This is a genomic window from Thiogranum sp. (assembly GCF_058323355.1).
Map to the genome: position 1 here is coordinate 1 of NZ_JBTTIO010000025.1, position 19,222 is coordinate 19,222.

The 19,222-nt window shown below is 59.0% G+C and carries 18 protein-coding genes, 1 other RNA gene and 1 pseudogene; 13 read left to right on the forward strand and 7 right to left on the reverse strand.

Going from position 1 to position 19,222, the window contains the following annotated elements:
- Window positions 1-268: 268 nt before the first annotated feature.
- From ACW81B_RS04150 to smpB, 4 genes are all read right to left on the reverse strand, one after another.
- Window positions 269-1,839 (reverse strand): IS3 family transposase gene (locus ACW81B_RS04150; RefSeq protein WP_491578952.1). Its coding sequence is split into 2 segments (ribosomal slippage): window positions 269-1,377 and window positions 1,377-1,839, totalling 1,572 coding nucleotides; the frame shifts between segments, so codons are not numbered across the junction.
- 542 nt (window positions 1,840-2,381) lie between these two features.
- Window positions 2,382-2,722: a transfer-messenger RNA gene (ssrA, locus tag ACW81B_RS04155) on the reverse strand.
- Between the two features lie 99 nt (window positions 2,723-2,821).
- Window positions 2,822-4,072, reverse strand: a complete 1,251-nt coding sequence (locus ACW81B_RS04160; protein WP_491578953.1) for an MgtC/SapB family protein — start codon at window positions 4,070-4,072, stop codon at window positions 2,822-2,824.
- A 79-nt stretch (window positions 4,073-4,151) separates the two neighbouring features.
- A complete protein-coding gene (smpB, locus tag ACW81B_RS04165; protein ID WP_491578954.1) occupies window positions 4,152-4,640 on the reverse strand; it encodes an SsrA-binding protein SmpB in 489 nt (162 codons plus the stop codon).
- Between the two features lie 60 nt (window positions 4,641-4,700).
- Between smpB and ACW81B_RS04170 the strand changes: the two genes are divergently transcribed.
- The 3 genes from ACW81B_RS04170 to ACW81B_RS04180 are packed head-to-tail and all read left to right on the forward strand — an operon-like array spanning window position 4,701 to window position 6,857.
- A complete protein-coding gene (locus ACW81B_RS04170) occupies window positions 4,701-6,122 on the forward strand; it encodes a sodium-dependent transporter (RefSeq protein ID WP_491578955.1) in 1,422 nt (473 codons plus the stop codon).
- Window positions 6,119-6,550 (forward strand): type II toxin-antitoxin system RatA family toxin, encoded by a 432-nt coding sequence (locus ACW81B_RS04175; RefSeq protein WP_491578956.1) that lies wholly within the window; start codon window positions 6,119-6,121, stop codon window positions 6,548-6,550. Before ACW81B_RS04170 ends, ACW81B_RS04175 begins: the two co-directional genes overlap by 4 nt.
- The gene (locus ACW81B_RS04180) at window positions 6,543-6,857 is read left to right on the forward strand and encodes an RnfH family protein (protein WP_491578957.1); all 315 of its coding nucleotides are present in this window, start codon (window positions 6,543-6,545) and stop codon (window positions 6,855-6,857) included. The genes ACW81B_RS04175 and ACW81B_RS04180 overlap by 8 nt, the downstream gene beginning before the upstream one ends.
- On the opposite strand, the gene ACW81B_RS04185 is transcribed toward ACW81B_RS04180, so the two are convergent.
- Window positions 6,854-7,387, reverse strand: a complete 534-nt coding sequence (locus ACW81B_RS04185; protein WP_491578958.1) for an outer membrane protein assembly factor BamE — start codon at window positions 7,385-7,387, stop codon at window positions 6,854-6,856. The two genes, ACW81B_RS04180 and ACW81B_RS04185, sit on opposite strands and share 4 nt — an antisense overlap.
- A gap of 90 nt (window positions 7,388-7,477) precedes the next feature.
- On the opposite strand from ACW81B_RS04185, the gene fur reads away from it, so the two are divergent.
- Entirely contained in the window at window positions 7,478-7,903 is a 426-nt protein-coding gene (gene fur, locus ACW81B_RS04190; protein ID WP_491578959.1) for a ferric iron uptake transcriptional regulator, read from the forward strand.
- Here the strand turns inward: fur and recN are convergent.
- Both recN and ACW81B_RS04200 read right to left on the reverse strand, forming a co-directional pair.
- The gene (gene recN / locus ACW81B_RS04195) at window positions 7,900-9,567 is read right to left on the reverse strand and encodes a DNA repair protein RecN (RefSeq protein WP_491578960.1); all 1,668 of its coding nucleotides are present in this window, start codon (window positions 9,565-9,567) and stop codon (window positions 7,900-7,902) included. The genes fur and recN overlap by 4 nt on opposite strands.
- Entirely contained in the window at window positions 9,567-10,445 is an 879-nt protein-coding gene (locus ACW81B_RS04200) for an NAD(+) kinase (RefSeq protein ID WP_491578961.1), read from the reverse strand. The genes recN and ACW81B_RS04200 overlap by 1 nt, the downstream gene beginning before the upstream one ends.
- A gap of 117 nt (window positions 10,446-10,562) precedes the next feature.
- Here ACW81B_RS04200 and hrcA point away from each other — a divergent pair, with 117 nt between their 5' ends.
- The 9 genes and pseudogenes from hrcA to ACW81B_RS04245 all read left to right on the forward strand — a co-directional run.
- Window positions 10,563-11,609 carry a heat-inducible transcriptional repressor HrcA gene (gene hrcA, locus ACW81B_RS04205; RefSeq protein WP_491578962.1) on the forward strand — a complete coding sequence of 349 codons (1,047 nt, stop codon included), beginning with the start codon at window positions 10,563-10,565 and terminating at the stop codon, window positions 11,607-11,609.
- A 101-nt stretch (window positions 11,610-11,710) separates the two neighbouring features.
- Window positions 11,711-12,304 carry a nucleotide exchange factor GrpE gene (grpE, locus tag ACW81B_RS04210; RefSeq protein ID WP_491578963.1) on the forward strand — a complete coding sequence of 198 codons (594 nt, stop codon included), beginning with the start codon at window positions 11,711-11,713 and terminating at the stop codon, window positions 12,302-12,304.
- A gap of 86 nt (window positions 12,305-12,390) precedes the next feature.
- Window positions 12,391-14,349, forward strand: a pseudogene (gene dnaK, locus ACW81B_RS04215) (molecular chaperone DnaK); the annotation flags it as partial.
- 152 nt (window positions 14,350-14,501) lie between these two features.
- Window positions 14,502-15,641: a molecular chaperone DnaJ gene (gene dnaJ / locus ACW81B_RS04220; protein WP_491578964.1), complete on the forward strand. Its 1,140-nt coding sequence runs from the start codon at window positions 14,502-14,504 to the stop codon at window positions 15,639-15,641.
- A gap of 16 nt (window positions 15,642-15,657) precedes the next feature.
- Window positions 15,658-16,458: a 4-hydroxy-tetrahydrodipicolinate reductase gene (gene dapB / locus ACW81B_RS04225; RefSeq protein ID WP_491578965.1), complete on the forward strand. Its 801-nt coding sequence runs from the start codon at window positions 15,658-15,660 to the stop codon at window positions 16,456-16,458.
- Between the two features lie 87 nt (window positions 16,459-16,545).
- Window positions 16,546-17,493 carry a lysophospholipid acyltransferase family protein gene (locus ACW81B_RS04230; RefSeq protein WP_491578966.1) on the forward strand — a complete coding sequence of 316 codons (948 nt, stop codon included), beginning with the start codon at window positions 16,546-16,548 and terminating at the stop codon, window positions 17,491-17,493.
- The gene (locus ACW81B_RS04235; RefSeq protein ID WP_491578967.1) at window positions 17,486-18,469 is read left to right on the forward strand and encodes a lysophospholipid acyltransferase family protein; all 984 of its coding nucleotides are present in this window, start codon (window positions 17,486-17,488) and stop codon (window positions 18,467-18,469) included. The genes ACW81B_RS04230 and ACW81B_RS04235 overlap by 8 nt, the downstream gene beginning before the upstream one ends.
- 290 nt (window positions 18,470-18,759) lie before the next feature.
- Window positions 18,760-18,933, forward strand: coding sequence for a hypothetical protein (locus ACW81B_RS04240; RefSeq protein WP_491578968.1), 174 nt, complete (start codon window positions 18,760-18,762; stop codon window positions 18,931-18,933).
- 90 nt (window positions 18,934-19,023) lie between these two features.
- A partial coding sequence (locus ACW81B_RS04245) for a hypothetical protein (RefSeq protein WP_491578969.1) occupies window positions 19,024-19,222 on the forward strand: 199 nt, incomplete at its 3' end.

A 19,222-nucleotide genomic window follows, 5' to 3' on the forward strand; every position in this document is an offset into this window, starting at 1 on the left:
ACCCGAATTCGGTCGATATCAATGACGCCAATACCACTTCAGTCACTGTTTCCGACTTGCCAGTAGGCACGTACTACTTTGTGATCACTACCAGAGATGTTATGGGTCTTGAAAGTGGTTATTCCAGCGTAGCGACCAGAGTGGTTCAGTAGCATCAAACAAGAGCTAAGCAATTGATTTAAAATGACTATAAAGCTTGCCAACGCTGACCAACATTCAACTGACGCGCCCCAGCGGTGTTTGTCAACAAAGATGTCCGGTCAATCATTCAAGCAGCCTCTGGTTCACATGACTGTTGGGCCTGCGATTCTTTGGGTGGATTAAGCCATACCTCGGAGACCGGTTGCCAGTTTCTCGTGTCGCCAGACCAGCGCGCCGGATTTCGCTTTTTTGCCTCTTCATAGACGACTTTCCGTGCGGACAGCAACGCGGTATCCATCCCCTCGTGGCGTTGGTTCGGCGTGACGTACTGAATGGCGCTGTGACGGTGCTCACTGTTATACCACTGCACAAACCGGTGCACCCACTGGCGGGCTGCCTCGATGCTCTCGAAGGGCTTTGCCGGGTAGGCCGGTGTGTACTTCAGCGTGCGGAACAGACTCTCCGAGTAGGGATTATCATCACTCACCGATGGACGGCTGAACGAAGGGATGATCCCCAGCTTCTGCAGGGTCGCCAGCATGGTTGCCCCCTTCATCGGACTTCCATTATCCGAGTGCAGCACTAGCCCGTCTTCATGAATTCCTTCGGCCAGACAGGCCTTACGGATCAACAGACTGGCATACTCTGCCGTCTCATTCTCGTGGATCTCCCAGCCGACGATCTTGCGGCTGAAGATATCCTCAGCCAGGTAGAGTCGATGGAACACACCCCGGATACTCGCGGCCAGGTAGGTAATATCCCAACTCCACACCTGATTCGGCCCCGTCGCCTGATAGCCCTTGGGCTTTGCTACGGTTCTCGGCACCTCCGCTCGTCCCCGGCGGTTCGACTGTTCGGCATCCCGCAGGACGCGGTAGAAGCTCGACTCCGACGCAATGTAGCGCCCTTCGTCAGCCAGCCTTGGGACGATCTGGGTTGGGGGCAAACTCTTGTATTCCGGCTGGTTACAGACGTCCAGTATGCGTGTGCGCTCTTCGTGTGTCAGTTTGTTCGCCGGCACACGCTGCGCGGCTGCCGCCTTGCGTTGGTCCTCCAGCCGCTCGTCTCGCAATCGCTGCTCCCAGCGGCGCAGCGTGCGTACCGGGAGCTCCAGCACCTGACAGGCCTGCTCCCGACGCGCACCCGCATCCACTGCATCACGCACCAACGCTATGACGGTCTTGCAAGTCTCCGGCGTAATCATTCGTCCTCGGACTCCCCCCAGATCGCCTGGGCTTTTTTTTGGAGTATCAGTAACGCTGCCGCCTCCGCCAGGGCCTTGTCCTTGCGGGTCAGCTCCTTTTCCAGACGGCGGTTCTTCTTGCGCTCCTTCTTCACTGCCTGTATTTCCGCTTTCGTCAGTGGACGCGATGCCTCATTACCGGCGATGGCCGACGCTTTCCAACGGGCAACCTGTTCTGGGTACAGCCCCTTGCGGCGGCAATATTCTGAAAGTTGCTCCTCGTTCAGCGATGCCGTCTCAATAACCACCGCTAATTTGTTCTCTCCACTCCAGTTCTCTGGATTCGATGGATCTGCTGGCACCGCTTTCCCCTCATGACGATATTGGTTTCGCCAATTATAAAGGGTCTGCTCACTGACGCCGCTATCCCGGCTGAGCTGGGCCACCGACTGGGCGTTTGGCGGCATCATTTTACGGACAATCTGCTCTTTGAAGTCTTCACTGTAGCGTGGCATTCCTCGTTCACTTTCCGTCCCCTGTTACTGGTACTCTTCATTTCAGTTGACCGGACATCTATGCTGACACAGGGGGACGTCGTGAAAATGAAGTTCGGCCATGGGAGGATCAGAAGTGAGTATCAATGGTTAACCAGATTTCCTCGCACGTACCTTGTGTACCAGATAAAAAATAGCCCCGACATCATGCCGGGGCTATCGTGTTGGTGGAGGCGGCGGGACAGCGTATCCAAACCTTTCGGAATGGGCTGGACTATACCTTCACCCCCTAATTTGGGGTCAGAGTAAAATTTATTTCTAAATTTTACTCTGACCCCAAATTAGGGGGGCGGGGCGTGTTATTCACCGTGTGGTTTTACGGCAAATCCTAGTGCCGGCTCTGTTCACCTGAACTCAGCCGGTCTATGAGTCTCTACAGGGCAGGCCTGAGGTTAGCCCTCTTCCTACCCCTCGGTATTGCCCTGGCAGCCTGTGCTGCGTTAGGTTTCACCGATGTGAGCCCCGTTATTCACTTTACCCTTACGGGTAAAGGCGACCCTTGTTGATCGAACCCGCGTCCGCAAGTCCTCTGCCGTTGGCTCTACATGCTTATCCACGTCTTTAAATTTAACTGGCTGCTACCCGACGGGCAGGGAAAACAGACAGCGATTCCGGATCAGGTTTTAGCGCATCCGTCCCGGACTAACTTCAGCGCGATCCTGTATGGGATGACTCCGGTGATCCGGGCGTACAGGCACACGCCGGGCCGAAGGCTTTACACCGGTTTTTAAGCGGCTAAAGCGTAGTTGTCGTCGTTGGCAACTATAAGTGTTACAGCTGGATTTACGAGGTAATCTGTCCCTCGGCATGCACCTCAGGTTTCGCAACCCACGTCGAAGCCAGGTCGCCCCCATTGGAACGAGAGTGATTATACCACACCCTCCGGGTTGCCGGACATCGGCTTCTTGATGCAGGAGTTGCGGTTGTTTTCTGCCTCCAGGGCTCACATGGTCTGAAGCAAAAACAGGCTGCCTGCCCCGGTCGCCAGTATCAGAATCAGTCCCGGCGCAAAATGTTTCGCCATGCTGCCGCCTGCAATAAAAAATACCAGCATCCCTTTCACCAGTGTATTGACCAGCGTGGCCAGCAGGATGGCACGTGCGGCGACCTCGGCGGCCAGGTCGCCGCGTGCCATATTGGCCAGTGACAGGGTGATGGCGTCAACGTCGACCAGCCCCGATACCGTGGCCAGCAGGTAGATGCCGGTTTCGCCCAGCCAGGCGCGGAAGGCTTCGGCCAGCAGCATGATAACGGCCAGTAGTAGACCGAATTGCAATGCAGATCCGAGCTGCAAAGGGTTCTTCAGACGCAATGTCGCGGCGTTATGGCTGTTGTCGATACTGCGCCACAGCCAGAAGCAGTAGCCGGCCGCGACAAACGTGATCAGGCCAAGGGGGGCCGCAAGCCGGGGCAACAGGGCGGGATTGATAATGCTGACTTCGATCAGTACACGCGGAAACATGGTTGTCGACGCAACCAGTACACCGACAGCCAGCAGCCGGCCCATATCCATCTGCCTGGCAAGTCGCGAGAATGTCAGGGTGGTTGCGGTGGAGGAAACCACGCCGCCAAACAGTCCGGTCAACAGAATACCGCGTTCGGTGCCGACCAGTTTCATCGCCAGGTAGCCGGCAAATGACAGCCCGGCGATCAGGACCACCATCCACCAGACCTGGTAGGGATTGAGGGCCTGCCACGGGCCGAAGCCCTGGTTCGGTAGTATGGGTAGCAGGACGACCGAAATCAGTAACAGTTTAAGGGCTGCGTAAAACTCTTCCGGCGCCAGACGACGCAGCCAGCCGTGCAGTGCGGGTTTGAGGCTTAGCAAGGTAACGGTGACGACAGCACCGGTGATGGCGATGTGGATCTGGCCACGAATCGCCAGTGCGCCCAGTGCAAAGGTCACCAGTGCTGCAACCAGTGTGGTAATGCCAAGGTCCTGATCAACCTGGCGTTCGCGCCAGTAGGCAGCAGCCAGGATGGCGGTCAGCGCAAGGAAAGCGACGCCAAGCAGTATGTCGCCCATGTCTTCGGCCAGCAACGCCCACAGCCCACCCAGTAGCCCCAGCAACCCGAATGTGCGGATACCGGCAATACGGCTGCCTTCTTCGGCCGTGCGTTCCGTCCAGCCGCGTTCGATGCCGACCAGCAGCCCGATTACCAGCGCGATGCCGAGCTCAGTCAGGTGTTCCATCGGAGAGGGTGTTTCGTTGCGTAAGCGTCATGAGGGTTGAGCTATCCGTGTTTTTTTTAGCCGGTCGAGCTGTAATCGCCTAGCGGCCTTTCAGGATGCGCTGCTTGTCGCGCTTCCAGTCCCGCTCCTTGATCGAGGTGCGCTTGTCGTGTTCTTTCTTGCCTTTCGCGAGCGCAATCTCCAGCTTGGCGCGGCCACGTTTCCAGTACATTGCCGTGGGGATCAGTGAGAAACCCTTGCGCTCCACTGCGCCGACCAGCCGGTCGATCTCGTGGCGGTGCAGCAGCAGCTTGCGGGTGCGTCGCGGGTCGGGGTGGATGTGCGTGGAGGCGGTCGGCAGCGGGGTGATCAGGCAGCCGAACAGGTACGCCTCGTTGTTCTTGAGCAGGATGTAACTGTCCACCATCTGCACATTGCCGGCACGCAGGCTTTTCACCTCCCAGCCTTCCAGCGCAATGCCGGCTTCCAGCCGGTCGCTCAGTGTGTAGTCGTGGCGCGCTTTTTTGTTGAGCGCAATGGTGCTGCTGCCTGCACCGGATTTCGATTTCTTTTTGCCGGATTTTGCCATGTACCCATTATACGCACTTAATCGCTTGAGCTGGCAGTGGATTTTCCGGACAATCGATGTATGACTCAACCACGAAAATCGATACACGGCAGCTGGTCCGGTCGACTGGCGTTCGTACTGGCGGCAACGGGTTCGGCGGTCGGCCTGGGCAATATCTGGAAATTCCCCTACATTGCCGGCGAACATGGTGGCGGTGCCTTTGTGCTGGTGTACCTGGCCTGTATTGCCCTGATCGGCATACCGATCATGATGGCCGAAGTGATGCTCGGGCGGCGCGGGCGGCAGAGCCCGATCAATACCATGCGCGCACTGGCTGCCGAAGCCAATGCGCATTCCGCCTGGCGCTGGCTGGGCTGGGCCGGCGTGGTGGCGGGTTTCCTGATCCTGTCCTATTACAGCGTCATTGCCGGCTGGGCGCTGGCCTACGTATTCCGTTCCATGTCAGGTGCTTTTACCGGTGCAACGGCGGAGGGTGTCGGCAGTATTTTTACCCAGCTGACGGAAGACCCCGAGCGGCTACTGGCCTGGCATACTATTTTTATGGTGATGACCATGATCGTGGTGGCGCGGGGGGTGAAAAGCGGGCTGGAACAGGCCGTGCGTTACCTGGTTCCGGCACTGTTCGTGCTGCTGCTGTTGCTCGACGGTTACGCCATGGCCAGTGGTGCGTTTGACCAGGGGTTAAGGTTCCTGTTTACACCGGACTTCAGCAAAATCGACGCCAACGGTGTGTTGATTGCGATGGGGCATGCCTTTTTTACGCTCAGTCTCGGTATGGGCGCTATTATGGTATACGGCTCCTACCTGCCGGACCGTGCCTCGGTAGCGCGTACCAGTATTACGATTGCCCTGCTGGATACGCTGGTGGCCCTGCTGGCGGGCATGGCGATTTTCCCCATAGTGTTTTCCAGCGGTCTTGAGCCGGGTGCCGGTCCGGGACTGATCTTCCAGACCCTGCCTATCGCTTTTGGGCACATGACCGGTGGCGCGTTGTTCGGCGCGTTGTTCTTTCTATTGCTGGTATTTGCCGCCTGGACCTCGGCGATTTCGCTGATTGAACCGGCGGTGGCCTGGTTGGTGGAAAACAAGGGCGTAACACGTGTGCATGCCTCGGTGTATGCCGGCACGGCGACCTGGGGTGCCGGCCTGCTGACCATCCTGTCATTCAATCGCTGGTCTGATATACACCCGTTGTCGTTTATATCAATCTTCGAGACGTCGACCATATTTGACCTGCTGGATTACCTCACGGCCAACATTATGCTGCCGCTGGGTGGACTGGCGATCGCGCTGTTCAGCGCCTGGGTGATGCGACGCCAGGACAGTGTGCAGGAACTGGATATGGGCGATGGCGCAGGCTATATGCTGTGGCACTTTCTGGTGCGCTATGTCACGCCGACCGCGGTCATTATCGTGTTCCTCAATGTCACCGGGCTGGTTGATTTCGAGCACCTGTTTCGTTCCGGGCAGGTGCGGCCATGACATTGATCAACAAGTCCGCGCTGGTACCCTATTCGCCGGCACAGATGTTTGCGCTGGTGGACGATATCGAGGCCTACCCGGAATTCCTGCCCTGGTGCAAGAGCGCGCGTATCCTGTCACGCACGGAAGATGAAGTGCGCGCAACCATCGAGTTATCCAAGGGTGGTGTCGAGAAGGCGTTTACCACCTGCAACCGCAACCAGAAAAACAAGATGATCGAGATGCGCCTGGTGGAAGGGCCATTCAGGCGCCTCGATGGTTTCTGGCGTTTTGATGCGCTGGGTGAAGATGGTTGCAAGGTGTCGCTGGATCTCGAGTTCGAGTTTGCCAGTCGTATGCTTGGCATGGTGGTGGGGCCGGTGTTCAGCCAGGTGGCGAATTCACTGGTGGATTCCTTTCATCGACGCGCGGTGGAAATCTATGGCTGAATCCCTGATACCGATCGAGGTGGTGTACGCCAAACCTGAAGAGCAGGTTATTTTGCGGCTGGAAGTGCCGGAGGGTACAACTGCATTGCAGGCGGTTGAGCTGTCGGGTATCAGGCAGCGCTTCCCCGAGATTGATATGAACACGCTCAAACTGGGTATATTCGGCAAACTGAAGAAGCCCGACCAGCTGCTGGCGCCCGGTGACCGGGTGGAAATCTACCGCCCGCTGCTTGCCGACCCCAAGGAGGTCCGCAAGCAGCGCGCGGCGCAGGGCAAGCGCATGGGCAAGGGCGGCGGTGACCTTTAGTGCGAGTGGGTGTGGTTGTCGACCGGGCCGCTGTCGGGGCGGAAGGGTTCCTGTGCCGGCTCGCTACTGCTGAAGGTAATCCAGCGCCAGAAGCGCGTCAGGATGCCCGGGTTGTCGATTTCCTGGGGTGGAACATTGACCGTCACCAGCCGGTTGGGTGGTTCCGAGGGGGCATTCGGGTCGGGTAGCAGGGTGCCATCCATACGCACCAGGCTGTCTTCCTCGAAAAACACCGTCAGGTGGTCGCTGCGTTCTTCCCCTTCACCCCGGGTTCCTGGTTTGTACAGATAATAGTAGTCCCAGCGGTCGGCATGGAACGGGTCGGCAATCAGCGGGGTTCCCAGAATGAACTGCACCTGGCGCCGGGTCATACCGGTGCGCAGCTGGTTGACGGCGTCCTGCGTCAGCACATTGCCCTGCTGGATCTCGATCTTGTAGACCCACGGCAGGCGGCTGACGATGGGGTCGCCGGAGCAGGAGGCGAGCAAAAAACTTGCAATGATGGCAATAAGAGTGAGAAGCTTTCGCATCAACAACGGGACCGGTTCGCTCTGTCAAAGAAGGGCGCGATGATAAACGATACGGCCGGTTTTGAATATGCCTGACGGGAAGAAAAAACATTGGAATCCAGTGATCTGCGCAAGGCGGGGCTGAAAGTCACCCTGCCGAGGATGAAGATCCTCGAAATTCTCGAAACCAGCGACACGCGCCACATGAGCGCGGAAGACGTGTACAAACGCCTGCTGGATGCGAAAGAGGATATTGGTCTGGCCACCGTGTACCGGGTTTTGACCCAGTTCGAGACGGCCGGGCTGGTAAACCGCCATCATTTCGAGGGCGGACACTCGGTGTTCGAAATGAACGAAGGACACCACCACGACCACATCGTCTGCACTCGCTGTGGCAAGGTGGTGGAGTTTTTCGACGAAACCATCGAGACATGCCAGGAGGCCGTGGCGAAAAAGGAAGGCTTCACCATCCGCGACCATTCGCTGATTATTTACGGCGACTGCACCCGCGAGAACTGCCCGAACCTGAAAGACTAGCTCAACTGTCCCAGCATATCGCGGGCATGGTCCAGTGTGGCCTGCGATATCGTCTGCCCGCCCAGCATGCGGGCGATTTCTTCCACTTTCTCGTCGCTGTCCAGTACGCGAATGTGCGTACGCGTGGACTGTTCGCCGGTCAGTTTGGTGACCTGTAAATGCTGGTGTGCCTGTGAGGCCACCTGCGGCAGGTGCGTGACACACAGCACCTGGCGGTGTTTACCGAGCGCCCGAAGTTGCTGCCCGACGGTATCGGCGACCGCACCGCCCACGCCGCTGTCGACTTCGTCGAAGATCAGTGTCGGGATATCGCTGGCTTCGGACGCAATCACCTGGATGGCGAGGCTGATACGCGACAGTTCACCGCCGGAGGCCACTTTCGCCAGCGGGGCGGGTGGCTGCCCCGGGTTGGCGCTGACCTGGAATTCAATCTGGTCGCTGCCCAGCGGCGACAGCTTGTGTGAAGGGGTTTCCCTGACCTCGATGTCCAGCTGGCCGCCATTCATGCCCAGTGTCTGCATGGCTTTGCTGACCTGTTTCGAAAGCTGCCTTGCCGTCTTGATGCGTTGCCTGTGCAGTTTCCCGGCGGCTTTTTTATAGTCGCTTTCCAGTGTCCGCCGTTGTTGTTCCAGTGCGTCGAGGCGCTGGTCCGCCTGCTCCAGTTGCTCAAGTTCAGCGGCAAGACGCTGGTGAAAGTCGGGCAGGGTTTCCGCTTCGATACGGTGTTTGGCCGCTACCTTGTGCAGGGCATCGATACGTTGTTCGACCTCCTGCAGGCGTTGCGGATCGAGTTCCACCCGATCGCGGTAGTCACGCAACAGATCGATACCTTCTTCCAGCTGAATGAGCGCATTGTTGAATAACTCACTGGCTTCCCTGAGCGAGGGGTCGATGGTCGTCAGCGGCGCCAGGTCGTTGATGGCCTGACCGAGCTGGCTGTGTGCTGAACGGTCGGCGTCGTACAGCGATTCCGTGTGGCTGGCACAGGTTTCCAGTAACTGACCGGCGTTGGACAGGCGCGCCAGTTCCTCGTGCAGGGTTTCCACTTCACCAGACTGTGGGGCGAGTTCGTCCAGCTCTCGCAGCTGAAAGCGCAGGAACTCCAGTCGCGAGTCGCGGTCGTTGCCGCTGCCGACGATGGCGTCGATGTCCTGTTGCACGCGTTTCCAGTTGTCGTGCAGCGTGGAAAGCTGTTTGAGTGTGGCGTCGTGTTTGCCGTGCCGGTCCAGCAACTGGCGCTGCAGGTCGTGTTTCATCAATGACTGGTGTTCGTGCTGACCGTGGATATCGACCAGGTGTTCACCCAGTTCGCGCAACCGTTGCAGTGGCACGGGGGTGCCATTGATATAGGCGCGTGAGCGGCCTTCGCGGGCAATCACGCGGCGCAGCTGGCATTCGTCATCAAGATCCAGTGATTGCGCCTGCAGCCAGTGGCACGCACGGTCGAGCCGGCTGATGTCGAAACTGGCGCTGAGGTCGGCGCGTTCGGCACCGTGGCGCACGGTACCCGCATCGGCCCGGTCGCCGAGCAGCAGGCCAAGCGCATCGAGCAGGATGGACTTGCCGGCGCCGGTCTCGCCGGTCAGTGCGGTCATGCCGCGCTGCAGTTCGACTTCCAGTTCGTCGATAATGGCGAAGTCGCGAATGTGCAGTGAAACCAGCATCAGGGCTGCTCGGCCCAGCGCAGTTTCTTGCGCATGATGTCGAAGTGATCGTGGCCGCGTGGATGGATCAGTCGCAAGTCATGGTCCTTGCGGCGAATACGGATCAGGTCGCCACCCACCAGGGGAAAGTTGACCTGACCGTCACAGGTGACCTGGGCCTTGTTATCGTTATCCGTGTGCAGGCGGATGTCGATCCGCACCTGGTCACTGACCACGATAGGGCGATTACTCAGCGTGTGCGGACAGATCGGTACCAGCACCAGTGCGTCCAGCGCCGGGTCGAGAATCGGGCCGCCGCCGGACAGCGCATAGGCCGTCGAGCCGGTCGGTGTCGATACAATCAGCCCGTCGGCGCGCACGGTATGGAGGAAACGGTCGTCGATATGGGTATCAACCTCGATCATGCGCGCGATGTCCCATTTGTGTACCACCACATCGTTGAGTGCATCGCTTTCGCTGATGAGGCTGTCGTCGCGTACCACGGTGGCGTGCAACAGCGAGCGTTGTTCTTCCTCGTAGTCGCCGGCCAGGATTTCATTCAGGCGCTCGCACATTTCGTCGGGCGATACATCGGCGAGAAACCCCAGTCGTCCCAGGTTGACGCCCAGCACTGGTACGTCCGCCCCGGCGAGGCTGCGCGAGGCATTGAGCAGGGTGCCATCCCCGCCGACGACAATGGCGAGGTCGCAGCGGGCGGCGAGCTCGGTACGTTCCACCACCTCGGCCGCGGGAGATTCAAAATAGGCGGCTGCCGTCGTATCCAGCAGTACCGGCAGCGCGCGGCGTTCCAGCTCGCCCGATAGCGTTGTCAGGGTGCTGGCGACGGCGGCATCGCCGGGTTTGGCGATCAGGCCAATGGTGTGGAAGCAGGTACTCATGTCGGGCTAATGCTATCGGTTCCGCGGCGTTGCGCCAACTGTCTTGCCGGGATGCGTTGTTAGCACTCCCGGCGCAAGAGTGCTAAAGTTGCGCCCTGAGAATCCGAGTCGAGGTTGATGAAGGCTGTGGCTGCCGAGCTGAACGAACGCGCGCAACATCTTCTGAAAGCGCTTACCGAACGCTATATACGCGAAGGCCAGCCCGTGGGCTCGCGCACGCTGGCGCGCGATGCCGGCCTGAAACTCAGCCCTGCGACAGTCCGCAATGTCATCGCCGACCTGGAAGACCTCGGGCTGGTGCGTTCTCCGCACACCTCGGCGGGCCGCGTGCCCACGGTGCAGGGTTACCGCCTGTTTGTGGATACGCTGCTTTCCGTCAAGCCGCTGGAACAGCAGACCATCGATGAGCTGCAGGAAAATCTCGATATTGAAGGCGACAGCCGTGAGCTGGTGGAAACAGCCTCCAGCCTGCTGTCGGATGTTACCCGGCTGGCAGGCGTGGTGACTCTGCCAAGGCACGAGCATGCATCGCTGCAGCGGCTCGAATTCCTGCCTCTGTCAAACCGCAAGGTGCTGGCGATCCTGGTCATCAGCGATACCGAGGTGCAGAACTGCATTCTCAATACCGAGCGTGACTACAGCGCCGCCGAGTTACAACAGTATTCAAACTTCCTGAACGAACAGTTTGCCGGCAAGGAGCTGCACAACGTACGCGCCACATTGATTGCCGAGTTGAAGGAGACGCGCGAAAACCTCAACCGCATGATGACAACCGCCATGACCATGGCCGACAAGATGCTGGGCGAGGCGGAAAAGGGCAGTGACTACGTACTGGCCGGTCAGGCCAACCTGATGAACTGTGACGAGTTGTGTAATGTCACCTCGCTGCGTCAGTTGTTCGAGGCATTCGATGAAAAACGTGAAATCCTCGGGTTGCTGGACAAGTGTGTGGAGAGTGAGGGTATACAGATTTTTATCGGTGAGGAATCCGGCTACCAGATGCTCGACGAGTGCAGCCTGGTGACGGCGCCTTATACCGTGGATGGCAAGGTGCTCGGTGTGCTGGGCGTCATCGGCCCCACACGCATGGCTTACGAGCGGGTCATTCCCATCGTGGATGCCACGGCGCGGATTCTGAGTGCGGCCTTGAATCCCAGGGATTAGGCCCCATATTGGCGCTTCAGCCAGGCGTTGTGTACAGGCGTACTGGTAACATACAACATGAGAACAGTTGAATAACATACTGGTTATTAAAGAGGTATCAAATGGCTAAGGAACAGGGTGTAGCGCCGGAAGACGAGCAGGACATTGCCACAGAAGCAGGCGCAACAAGCGGGACGGCTGATGAATCGGGCGATCCGGATCACGAGGAGTTGCATGCGCTGCTGACCGACGCGCGCAACAAGGCCGATGAGCACTGGGACCAGTGCCTGCGCCTGCAGGCCGAGATCGATAACCTGCGCAAACGCAGCGAACGCGAGCTGGTCAACGCACACAAGTTTGCCCTGGAAAAAATCGCCGCTGAACTTTTGCCGGTCAAGGACAGCCTTGAAATGGGCCTGGCGGCGGCTTCCGAAAACCACGATGTGGAAAAACTGATTGAAGGCAGTGAGTTGACCCTGAAGATGCTGGGGTCCGTACTGGAGAAGTTTAATATTAAAGAAATCAACCCGATAAATGAAAAATTTAATCCAGATTATCACGAAGCTATGTCCATGCAGGAACGTGACGATGTGGAACCGAACACGGTAATCGCCGTGATGCAGAAGGGTTACCTGCTGAATGACCGGCTGATTCGACCGGCTATGGTGATGGTGTCAAAAGCCCCCGCCGGCAGCACGCTCGATGAAAAGGCTTGAAAAACCGGCTGGCGCCCCCAACTAGGGAAACAGTTGAGCGTTTTTTAACAGAATTGAATTGAACAGAATCTGAATCCAGGAGAGACAAGCAAATGGGCAAAATAATCGGAATAGACCTCGGAACCACCAATTCCTGCGTCGCAGTGATGGAAGGTGGTGAACCCCGTGTCATTGAAAACAGCGAAGGTGATCGCACCACGCCTTCTGTCGTTGCCTTTGCCGACGGTGACGAGGTACTGGTGGGCCAGGCGGCCAAGCGCCAGGCGATTACCAATCCGGCCAATACCCTGTTTGCCATCAAACGCCTGATCGGGCGTCGCTTTGAAGATGCCGAAGTCCAGAAGGACATGGAGCTTGTCCCTTACAAGATCATCAAGGCCGACAATGGCGATGCCTGGGTGGAAGTGAATGGCAAGAAGATGGCGCCGCAGGAAGTCGCGGCCCGCGTGCTGCAGAAAATGAAGAAGACTGCGGAAGACTACCTGGGTGAAGATGTCACCGAGGCGGTTATTACCGTGCCGGCCTACTTCAATGATTCCCAGCGCCAGGCCACCAAGGACGCCGGCAAGATCGCCGGCCTGGACGTCAAGCGTATTATTAACGAGCCGACCGCGGCGGCGCTGGCCTATGGCATGGACAAGAAGCGCGGCGACGTCAAGATCGCCGTCTACGACCTAGGCGGCGGTACCTTCGATATCTCCATTATCGAAATCGCCGAGATCGATGGCGAGCACCAGTTTGAAGTGCTGTCCACCAACGGTGACACCTTCCTCGGTGGCGAGGACTTCGACAAGCGCCTGATCGACTACCTGGCCGATGAGTTCCAGAAGGACCAGGGTATCGACCTGCGCGGTGACCCGCTGGTCATGCAGCGTCTGAAAGAAGCGGCGGAAAAGGCCAAGATCGAGCTGTCTTCCAGCCAGCAGACCGATATCAACCTGCCGTACATCACGGCCGATGCGACCGGTCCCAAGCACATGAACCTGAAGATCACCCGTGCCAAGCTGGAATCGCTGGTCGAGGACCTGATTACCCGTACCATCGATCCGTGCAAACTGGCACTCAAGGATGCCGGCATGTCCGTCGGTGAAATCGACGACGTCATCCTGGTCGGTGGTCAGACACGTATGCCCAAGGTGCAGGAAGCGGTACAGGCATTCTTCGGCAAGGAGCCGCGCAAGGACGTCAACCCGGACGAAGCGGTGGCGATTGGCGCCGCGATCCAGGGCGGCGTGCTCGGCGGCGACGTCAAGGACGTGTTGCTGCTCGACGTCACCCCGCTGTCGCTGGGTATTGAAACGCTGGGTGGTGTTATGACCAAGCTGATCGAGAAGAACACCACCATCCCGACCAAGGCGACGCAGGTGTTCTCGACCGCCGACGACAACCAGAATGCGGTCACCGTGCATGTCCTGCAGGGCGAACGCGAAATGGCCTCGGCCAACAAGTCGCTGGGTCGTTTCGACCTGACCGATATTCCGCCGGCGCCGCGTGGCGTACCGCAGATCGAAGTCACCTTCGACATCGACGCCAACGGTATTCTCAACGTGTCCGCGAAGGACAAGGGTACCGGCAAGGAACAGAAGATCGTCATCAAGGCGTCCAGTGGACTGTCGGATGAAGAGGTCGAACGGATGGTGAAGGACGCCGAGGCGCATGCGGATGAGGATCGCAAGTTCCACGAACTGGCGGACGCCCGCAACCAGGCAGACAACATGATCCATGCCACCGAGAAATCGCTCAAGGATCTGGGCGAAGACAAGGTCAGCGCCGATGAGAAAGCGGCTATCGACAAGGCCATCGAGGAACTGAAAGAAACCCTCAAGGGTGACGACAAGGAAGCCATCGAAGCCAAAACGGCAGCACTGGCCGAGTTGTCCGGCAAGCTGGCCGAGAAGCTGTATGCCGAGAAGGGTGGTGCCGAAGGTGCCGCAGCGGGAGCAGCGGGTGCGGCAGCCGGCGGTGAGCAGGCCGAAGCCTCGGCGGATGCCGGCGATGATGTTGTCGATGCCGAGTTCGAAGAGGTCAAGGACGATAACAAGTAAGTTGTGAGCATAGCCCCGGTGGTTTCACCGGGGTGGTTCACGCGGTTCGCCGCGAAACAGCTGAACCGCCGGAACGCCAAGTGTTGCCTTCGTGCTAACCTTGGCGTTCTTGGCGTTCTGGTGGTTAATAACGAAGCAAAGAAACTGGACTTATGTCGAAGCGAGATTATTACGAAGTACTGGGCGTTGCCAAAAACGCCAGTGACGCGGAACTGAAGAAGGCCTACCGGCGCGCGGCGCAAAAACACCACCCGGACCGCAACCCGGATAATGCCGAGGCCGAGGAGTTGTTCAAGGAGGCCAAGGAAGCCTACGAAGTCCTCTCCGATGCGCAGAAACGGGCGGCCTACGACCAGTTTGGCCACGCCGGCATCGATCCGTCCATGGGCGGTGGGGGTGGCGGTGGCTTCGGTGGAGGCGGTGCCAGCTTCAGCGATGTGTTCGGCGATGTGTTCGGCGATATCTTCGGTGGCGGTCGTGGCGGTGGTGGGCAACGTGTCTATCGCGGCGCCGATCTGCGCTACAATCTGGAACTGTCGCTTGAGGACGCGGTGCGTGGTACCACGGTCAAGATTCGTGTGCCGACCTATGCCAGTTGCAAGAGCTGCGGAGGCTCCGGCGCCAAAAAGGGTACAAAGCCCAGCACCTGCACGACCTGTGGCGGGCATGGCCAGGTGCGCATGCAGCAGGGGTTCTTCTCGGTGCAACAGACCTGTCCGCGTTGCAAGGGCACAGGGACGATCATTAGCGATCCCTGTGGCGACTGCCACGGCCAGGGCCGCATCAAGGAACAAAAGACCCTGTCGGTCAAGGTGCCGGCCGGTGTCGATAGCGGCGATCGCATACGTCTTGCCAACGAAGGCGAAGCCGGCGAAAACGGCGGGCCGCCGGGCGACCTGTACGTGCAGATCCAGGTCAAGGAACACCCGATCTTCAAGCGTGACGATGCAAACCTGTATTGCGAAGTACCCATCAGTTTCGCTACCGCCGCGCTCGGCGGTGAACTGGAAGTTCCCACCCTGGATGGCCGGGTCAAGCTGAAGGTGCCGGAAGGCACCCAGACCGGCAAACTGTTCCGCATGCGCGGCAAGGGTGTCAAGCCGGTGCGCGATAACGTGGTCGGCGACCTGTTGTGTCGCGTAGTGGTGGAAACGCCGGTCAAGCTCAGTTCGAAACAGCGGGAATTGCTGCGTGAACTGGACGGCAGTATGAAAGACAACAAGAAGCACAGTCCGCAGGCGCACTCCTGGCTGGACGGGGTGAAAAAATTCTTTGACGGTGTGAAGTTCTAACGAGAGAGAAAGCAGCATGACACGCATAGCAGTTCCCGGCGCTGCCGGTCGCATGGGGCGAAACCTCATTGATGCCTGCCAGCGCGCCGAGGGGCTGTCACTGGGCGCGGCCACTGAACGCCCGGGCCATGAGCTGGTCGGCAGCGATGCGGGCGTGGTGGCGGGGGTGGGTGAGTTGGGCGTTGCGATCGGCGACAACCCGGAAACTGTTGTCGATGACTTCGATGTGCTGATTGATTTTACCGCACCGGCTGTGACCCTGGCGCACCTCGACCTGTGCCGGCGTCACGGCAAGTCCATGGTCATCGGCACCACCGGTTTCAGTGATGAACAGAAACAGCAGATCGCTGAGGCAGCAAAAGACATCAGTATTGTGTTTGCGCCCAACATGAGCGTTGGCGTCAACCTGTGTTTCAAGCTGCTCGACATCGCCGCGCGGGTACTGGGCGACGAGGTCGATATCGAAATCATCGAGGCACACCACCGCCACAAGGTGGATGCGCCGTCCGGTACGGCCCTGCGCATGGGCGAAGTGGTGGCCGATGCACTGGGGCGTGACCTGAAAACCTGCGCCGTGTATGGCCGGGAAGGCATCACCGGTGCGCGCGAGCGTAACACCATCGGGTTTGAAACCATTCGCGCCGGCGACATTGTCGGTGAGCATACCGTCATGTTTGCTGCCGAAGGTGAGCGTGTCGAGATCACCCACAAGGCGTCCAGCCGCATGACCTTTGCATCCGGTGCCGTGCGTGCGGCTGGCTGGGTCAGCGGGCAGCCCGGTGGCCTCTATGACATGCACGATGTGCTTGGCCTTTAATGATCGTCGTTCGGGCAGACAGCGGAGTGTGCCCGGTTTCCTGACGCACACCGGTTGGCATGCCACCTGTGCCGGTGACTGACTGACATGGCGAGGCTGCTCTGGAAAGGCGATGAGCGTTTTCCCTGGCTGACACGGTTAGGTCAGAAGTCCGAAGCTGCATTGATGCGTGTGTTCTGGGGGGTTATGTCATGGCTGCCCGCAAAAACTGCCTCGGCGTTCGGCGCCAGCCTGCTCGGCTGGCTCGGCCCGCGCAGTGGCAAGCAGCGTCATGTCGTTGCCAACCTGCGCATGGCCTGTTCCGACCCCGATGCGTCGCACATCAACGCCCTGGCGCGTGGCGTATGGCGCAACATCGGTAGTGTGATGGCTGAATACCCGCACCTGGAGACGCTGGTCGGCAGGCAGGGCGAGCCGCAGTTCGACATTGTCTGTAAAAATGACGATGCGGATTTCACGTCAGGCAGGCGGCCCTTTATCTTTGTTGCCGCGCACCTCGGTAACCTGTATTTCTCGGCCGCCGCCATTCGACAGCTGGGGTTTCCCGTCGACCTGGTCTACAGCCCGCTGACCAACCCGTATCTCGATGCCCGGGTACAGGATTACCTGTCTGTTCTCGATTGCGGTTTTATCACCAAGCAGAACGCCTTGCGTCCCATGCTCAAGGCACTGAAACAAGGGCGCTCGGTCGGTTTGCATGTCGATGTGCGCGTCGACGATGGGGAACTGTTTCCGTTGCTGGGTGAGGATGCGACCACGACCACCGGCCCGGCTTTCCTGTCGCTGAAGACCGGTGTTGATATAGTGCCGGTATGCACCGAGCGGCTGCCGGGTGCAAGATTCCGTGTCACGTTTTATCCGGCGCTTGAACGTGCGCCGGAAGACAATACTGACGAGCAAGCCATGCGTTTCCTCACCACACAGATGAATGCGGTCATCGGCGAGCGTATCCGCGAACATCCCGACCAGTGGATGTGCGCCAAACGGCGCTGGCCAAAGCAGCGCATGCGCGAGAAGGGTGCCTACGATGTCTGAGAAACCTTCAACGTCCCCGTCATACCGGCGAAAGCCGGTATCCACTGCACAAAAGCCAGCAAATTCCGCCACACGCTTCCGCTGGTGGCGGGAAGCCTTCATGTTGCGCAGCCTGTGGCTGCTGGCAGGTGCGTTACCCCCGGCCCGGGCCTCGGCGCTGGGGCGACACGTTATGCGTGCCATCGGACCACATACCGCCAAGCACCGGAATGTACGCGCCAACCTGCGCATCATGTGCCCTGAGCGGAGCGCCGGGGAGATCGACGCGCTGGCACGTGAGGTGTGGGGTAATCTTGGCGCAACCCTGGCCGAGTTTATTCATCTGGATGCACTGACGGATCGCAGCTGTGACGATCCGGCGATAGAGATCGTCTGCGAAAACACCGATGCGGATTTTCTCGCCCGTGGAAAGCCCTGCATCTTTATTGCCGGGCACCTTGGTAACTGGGAGTTGTCGTCGTGGGGTATCCGGCAGTTCGGTTATCCTGTTGATTCGATCTACAACCCACAAGTGAATCCGTATCTCGACGCGATGGTGATGCCTCAGCGGGAAAAGCTCGGTTGTGGTCTGGTGCCCAAACAGAATGCATTACGCAGGCTGATGAAGAGCCTGAAACAGGGACGATCGGTGGGGCTGCACGTGGACGTGCGCGTGGACGATGCACCGCTGGTGCCGTTCGCCGGACTTGACGCCACCACCACCACGCTACCGGCCTGGCTGGCGCGCAAGTTCGAGTGCGACATTGTGCCGGTGCACACCGAGCGTGTTGGCGATGCGCGTTTCCGCATTACGCTGCACCCGTCCATCTCGTGGTGCGCGGCAGACACCAATGAGCACAAATCCGTCGAACAACTGAGCGCGGAGATGAATACAGTACTCGCCGGGCTGATTCGTCGGATTCCTGGACAGTGGTTGTGTACCAAGCGGCGCTGGCCCAAACGCGGCATGCGCGAGCGGGGTGCGTATTCGGATTGATGCGAGTACCGCTCCTTGCGTTGACACCTGTATTTCACCTTTGGTAGGGTGAAACCGCTGTACCAGAAAACTCACGGATCGTTGAAGGAACATGGGGATTCTTTCGCATAGAAGTAGTTGGTGTACGCGAATCTGATGACTACCCCTCCAGTCCAAGTTTGACGCCGCTGCGGTGTCGAAGGCGTTTCTGTGAGCATGATTCTGGTGCCTGGACGCAGGAGGCGGTGGTCAATGTTCAAACGTCAGGAATCACACGTGACTAGCCCGGCCGGGCTTACGGCTTGCGCTGCATGAAACGGCCGGTCAGCTACCTCGCCTGCGCATTACTGTTTTTGTTGGCGGTTGTCCCGCCAGCCGCCTGGGCGCCGAATTATCTCGCCGGCGATGTCGTGCCTCGGGGCAACCCGGACGACCAGCTCAATGCCGGCGACCTGGTGGTTCTGCAGAGGATTGCCATCGGGTAGACAAGTGCTGATGCCTACGAACAGCTGGTCGGCGATGTCGCGCCACTCGGCGCGCCGGATGGACAAATCAATGCCGCCGATGTTGTAGTGTTGCAGCGCGCTATCTTCGGACTGGTCGCACTGCCGCCGGTCTCTCTGAACCCGCCGGCGACACCGATTCCCGACCCACTGGGTAGCCCAACCACTGATAATCCGGTCGTTGTCACTGGCCAGGCGGATGCCGGTAGTACCGTACGCGTGTACGCCAATGCCGCTGTGGTCGCCAGCGGTACAGTTGGCGCTGACGGCA

Excerpts from the sequence above, each read along its gene's own strand:
- ACW81B_RS04230 (WP_491578966.1), top strand. The coding sequence starts at position 16,546 with ATGGCGAGGCTGCTCTGGAAAGGCGATGAGCGTTTTCCCTGGCTGACA.
- ACW81B_RS04175 (WP_491578956.1), top strand. The coding sequence starts at position 6,119 with ATGACATTGATCAACAAGTCCGCGCTGGTACCCTATTCGCCGGCACAG.
- smpB (WP_491578954.1), bottom strand. The coding sequence starts at position 4,640 with ATGGCAAAATCCGGCAAAAAGAAATCGAAATCCGGTGCAGGCAGCAGC.
- ACW81B_RS04180 (WP_491578957.1), top strand. The coding sequence starts at position 6,543 with ATGGCTGAATCCCTGATACCGATCGAGGTGGTGTACGCCAAACCTGAA.
- ACW81B_RS04240 (WP_491578968.1), top strand. The coding sequence starts at position 18,760 with ATGAAACGGCCGGTCAGCTACCTCGCCTGCGCATTACTGTTTTTGTTG.
- grpE (WP_491578963.1), top strand. The coding sequence starts at position 11,711 with ATGGCTAAGGAACAGGGTGTAGCGCCGGAAGACGAGCAGGACATTGCC.
- ACW81B_RS04185 (WP_491578958.1), bottom strand. The coding sequence starts at position 7,387 with ATGCGAAAGCTTCTCACTCTTATTGCCATCATTGCAAGTTTTTTGCTC.
- recN (WP_491578960.1), bottom strand. The coding sequence starts at position 9,567 with ATGCTGGTTTCACTGCACATTCGCGACTTCGCCATTATCGACGAACTG.
- dnaJ (WP_491578964.1), top strand. The coding sequence starts at position 14,502 with ATGTCGAAGCGAGATTATTACGAAGTACTGGGCGTTGCCAAAAACGCC.
- ACW81B_RS04170 (WP_491578955.1), top strand. The coding sequence starts at position 4,701 with ATGACTCAACCACGAAAATCGATACACGGCAGCTGGTCCGGTCGACTG.
- hrcA (WP_491578962.1), top strand. The coding sequence starts at position 10,563 with ATGAAGGCTGTGGCTGCCGAGCTGAACGAACGCGCGCAACATCTTCTG.
- ACW81B_RS04235 (WP_491578967.1), top strand. The coding sequence starts at position 17,486 with ATGTCTGAGAAACCTTCAACGTCCCCGTCATACCGGCGAAAGCCGGTA.
- dapB (WP_491578965.1), top strand. The coding sequence starts at position 15,658 with ATGACACGCATAGCAGTTCCCGGCGCTGCCGGTCGCATGGGGCGAAAC.
- ACW81B_RS04160 (WP_491578953.1), bottom strand. The coding sequence starts at position 4,072 with ATGGAACACCTGACTGAGCTCGGCATCGCGCTGGTAATCGGGCTGCTG.
- ACW81B_RS04200 (WP_491578961.1), bottom strand. The coding sequence starts at position 10,445 with ATGAGTACCTGCTTCCACACCATTGGCCTGATCGCCAAACCCGGCGAT.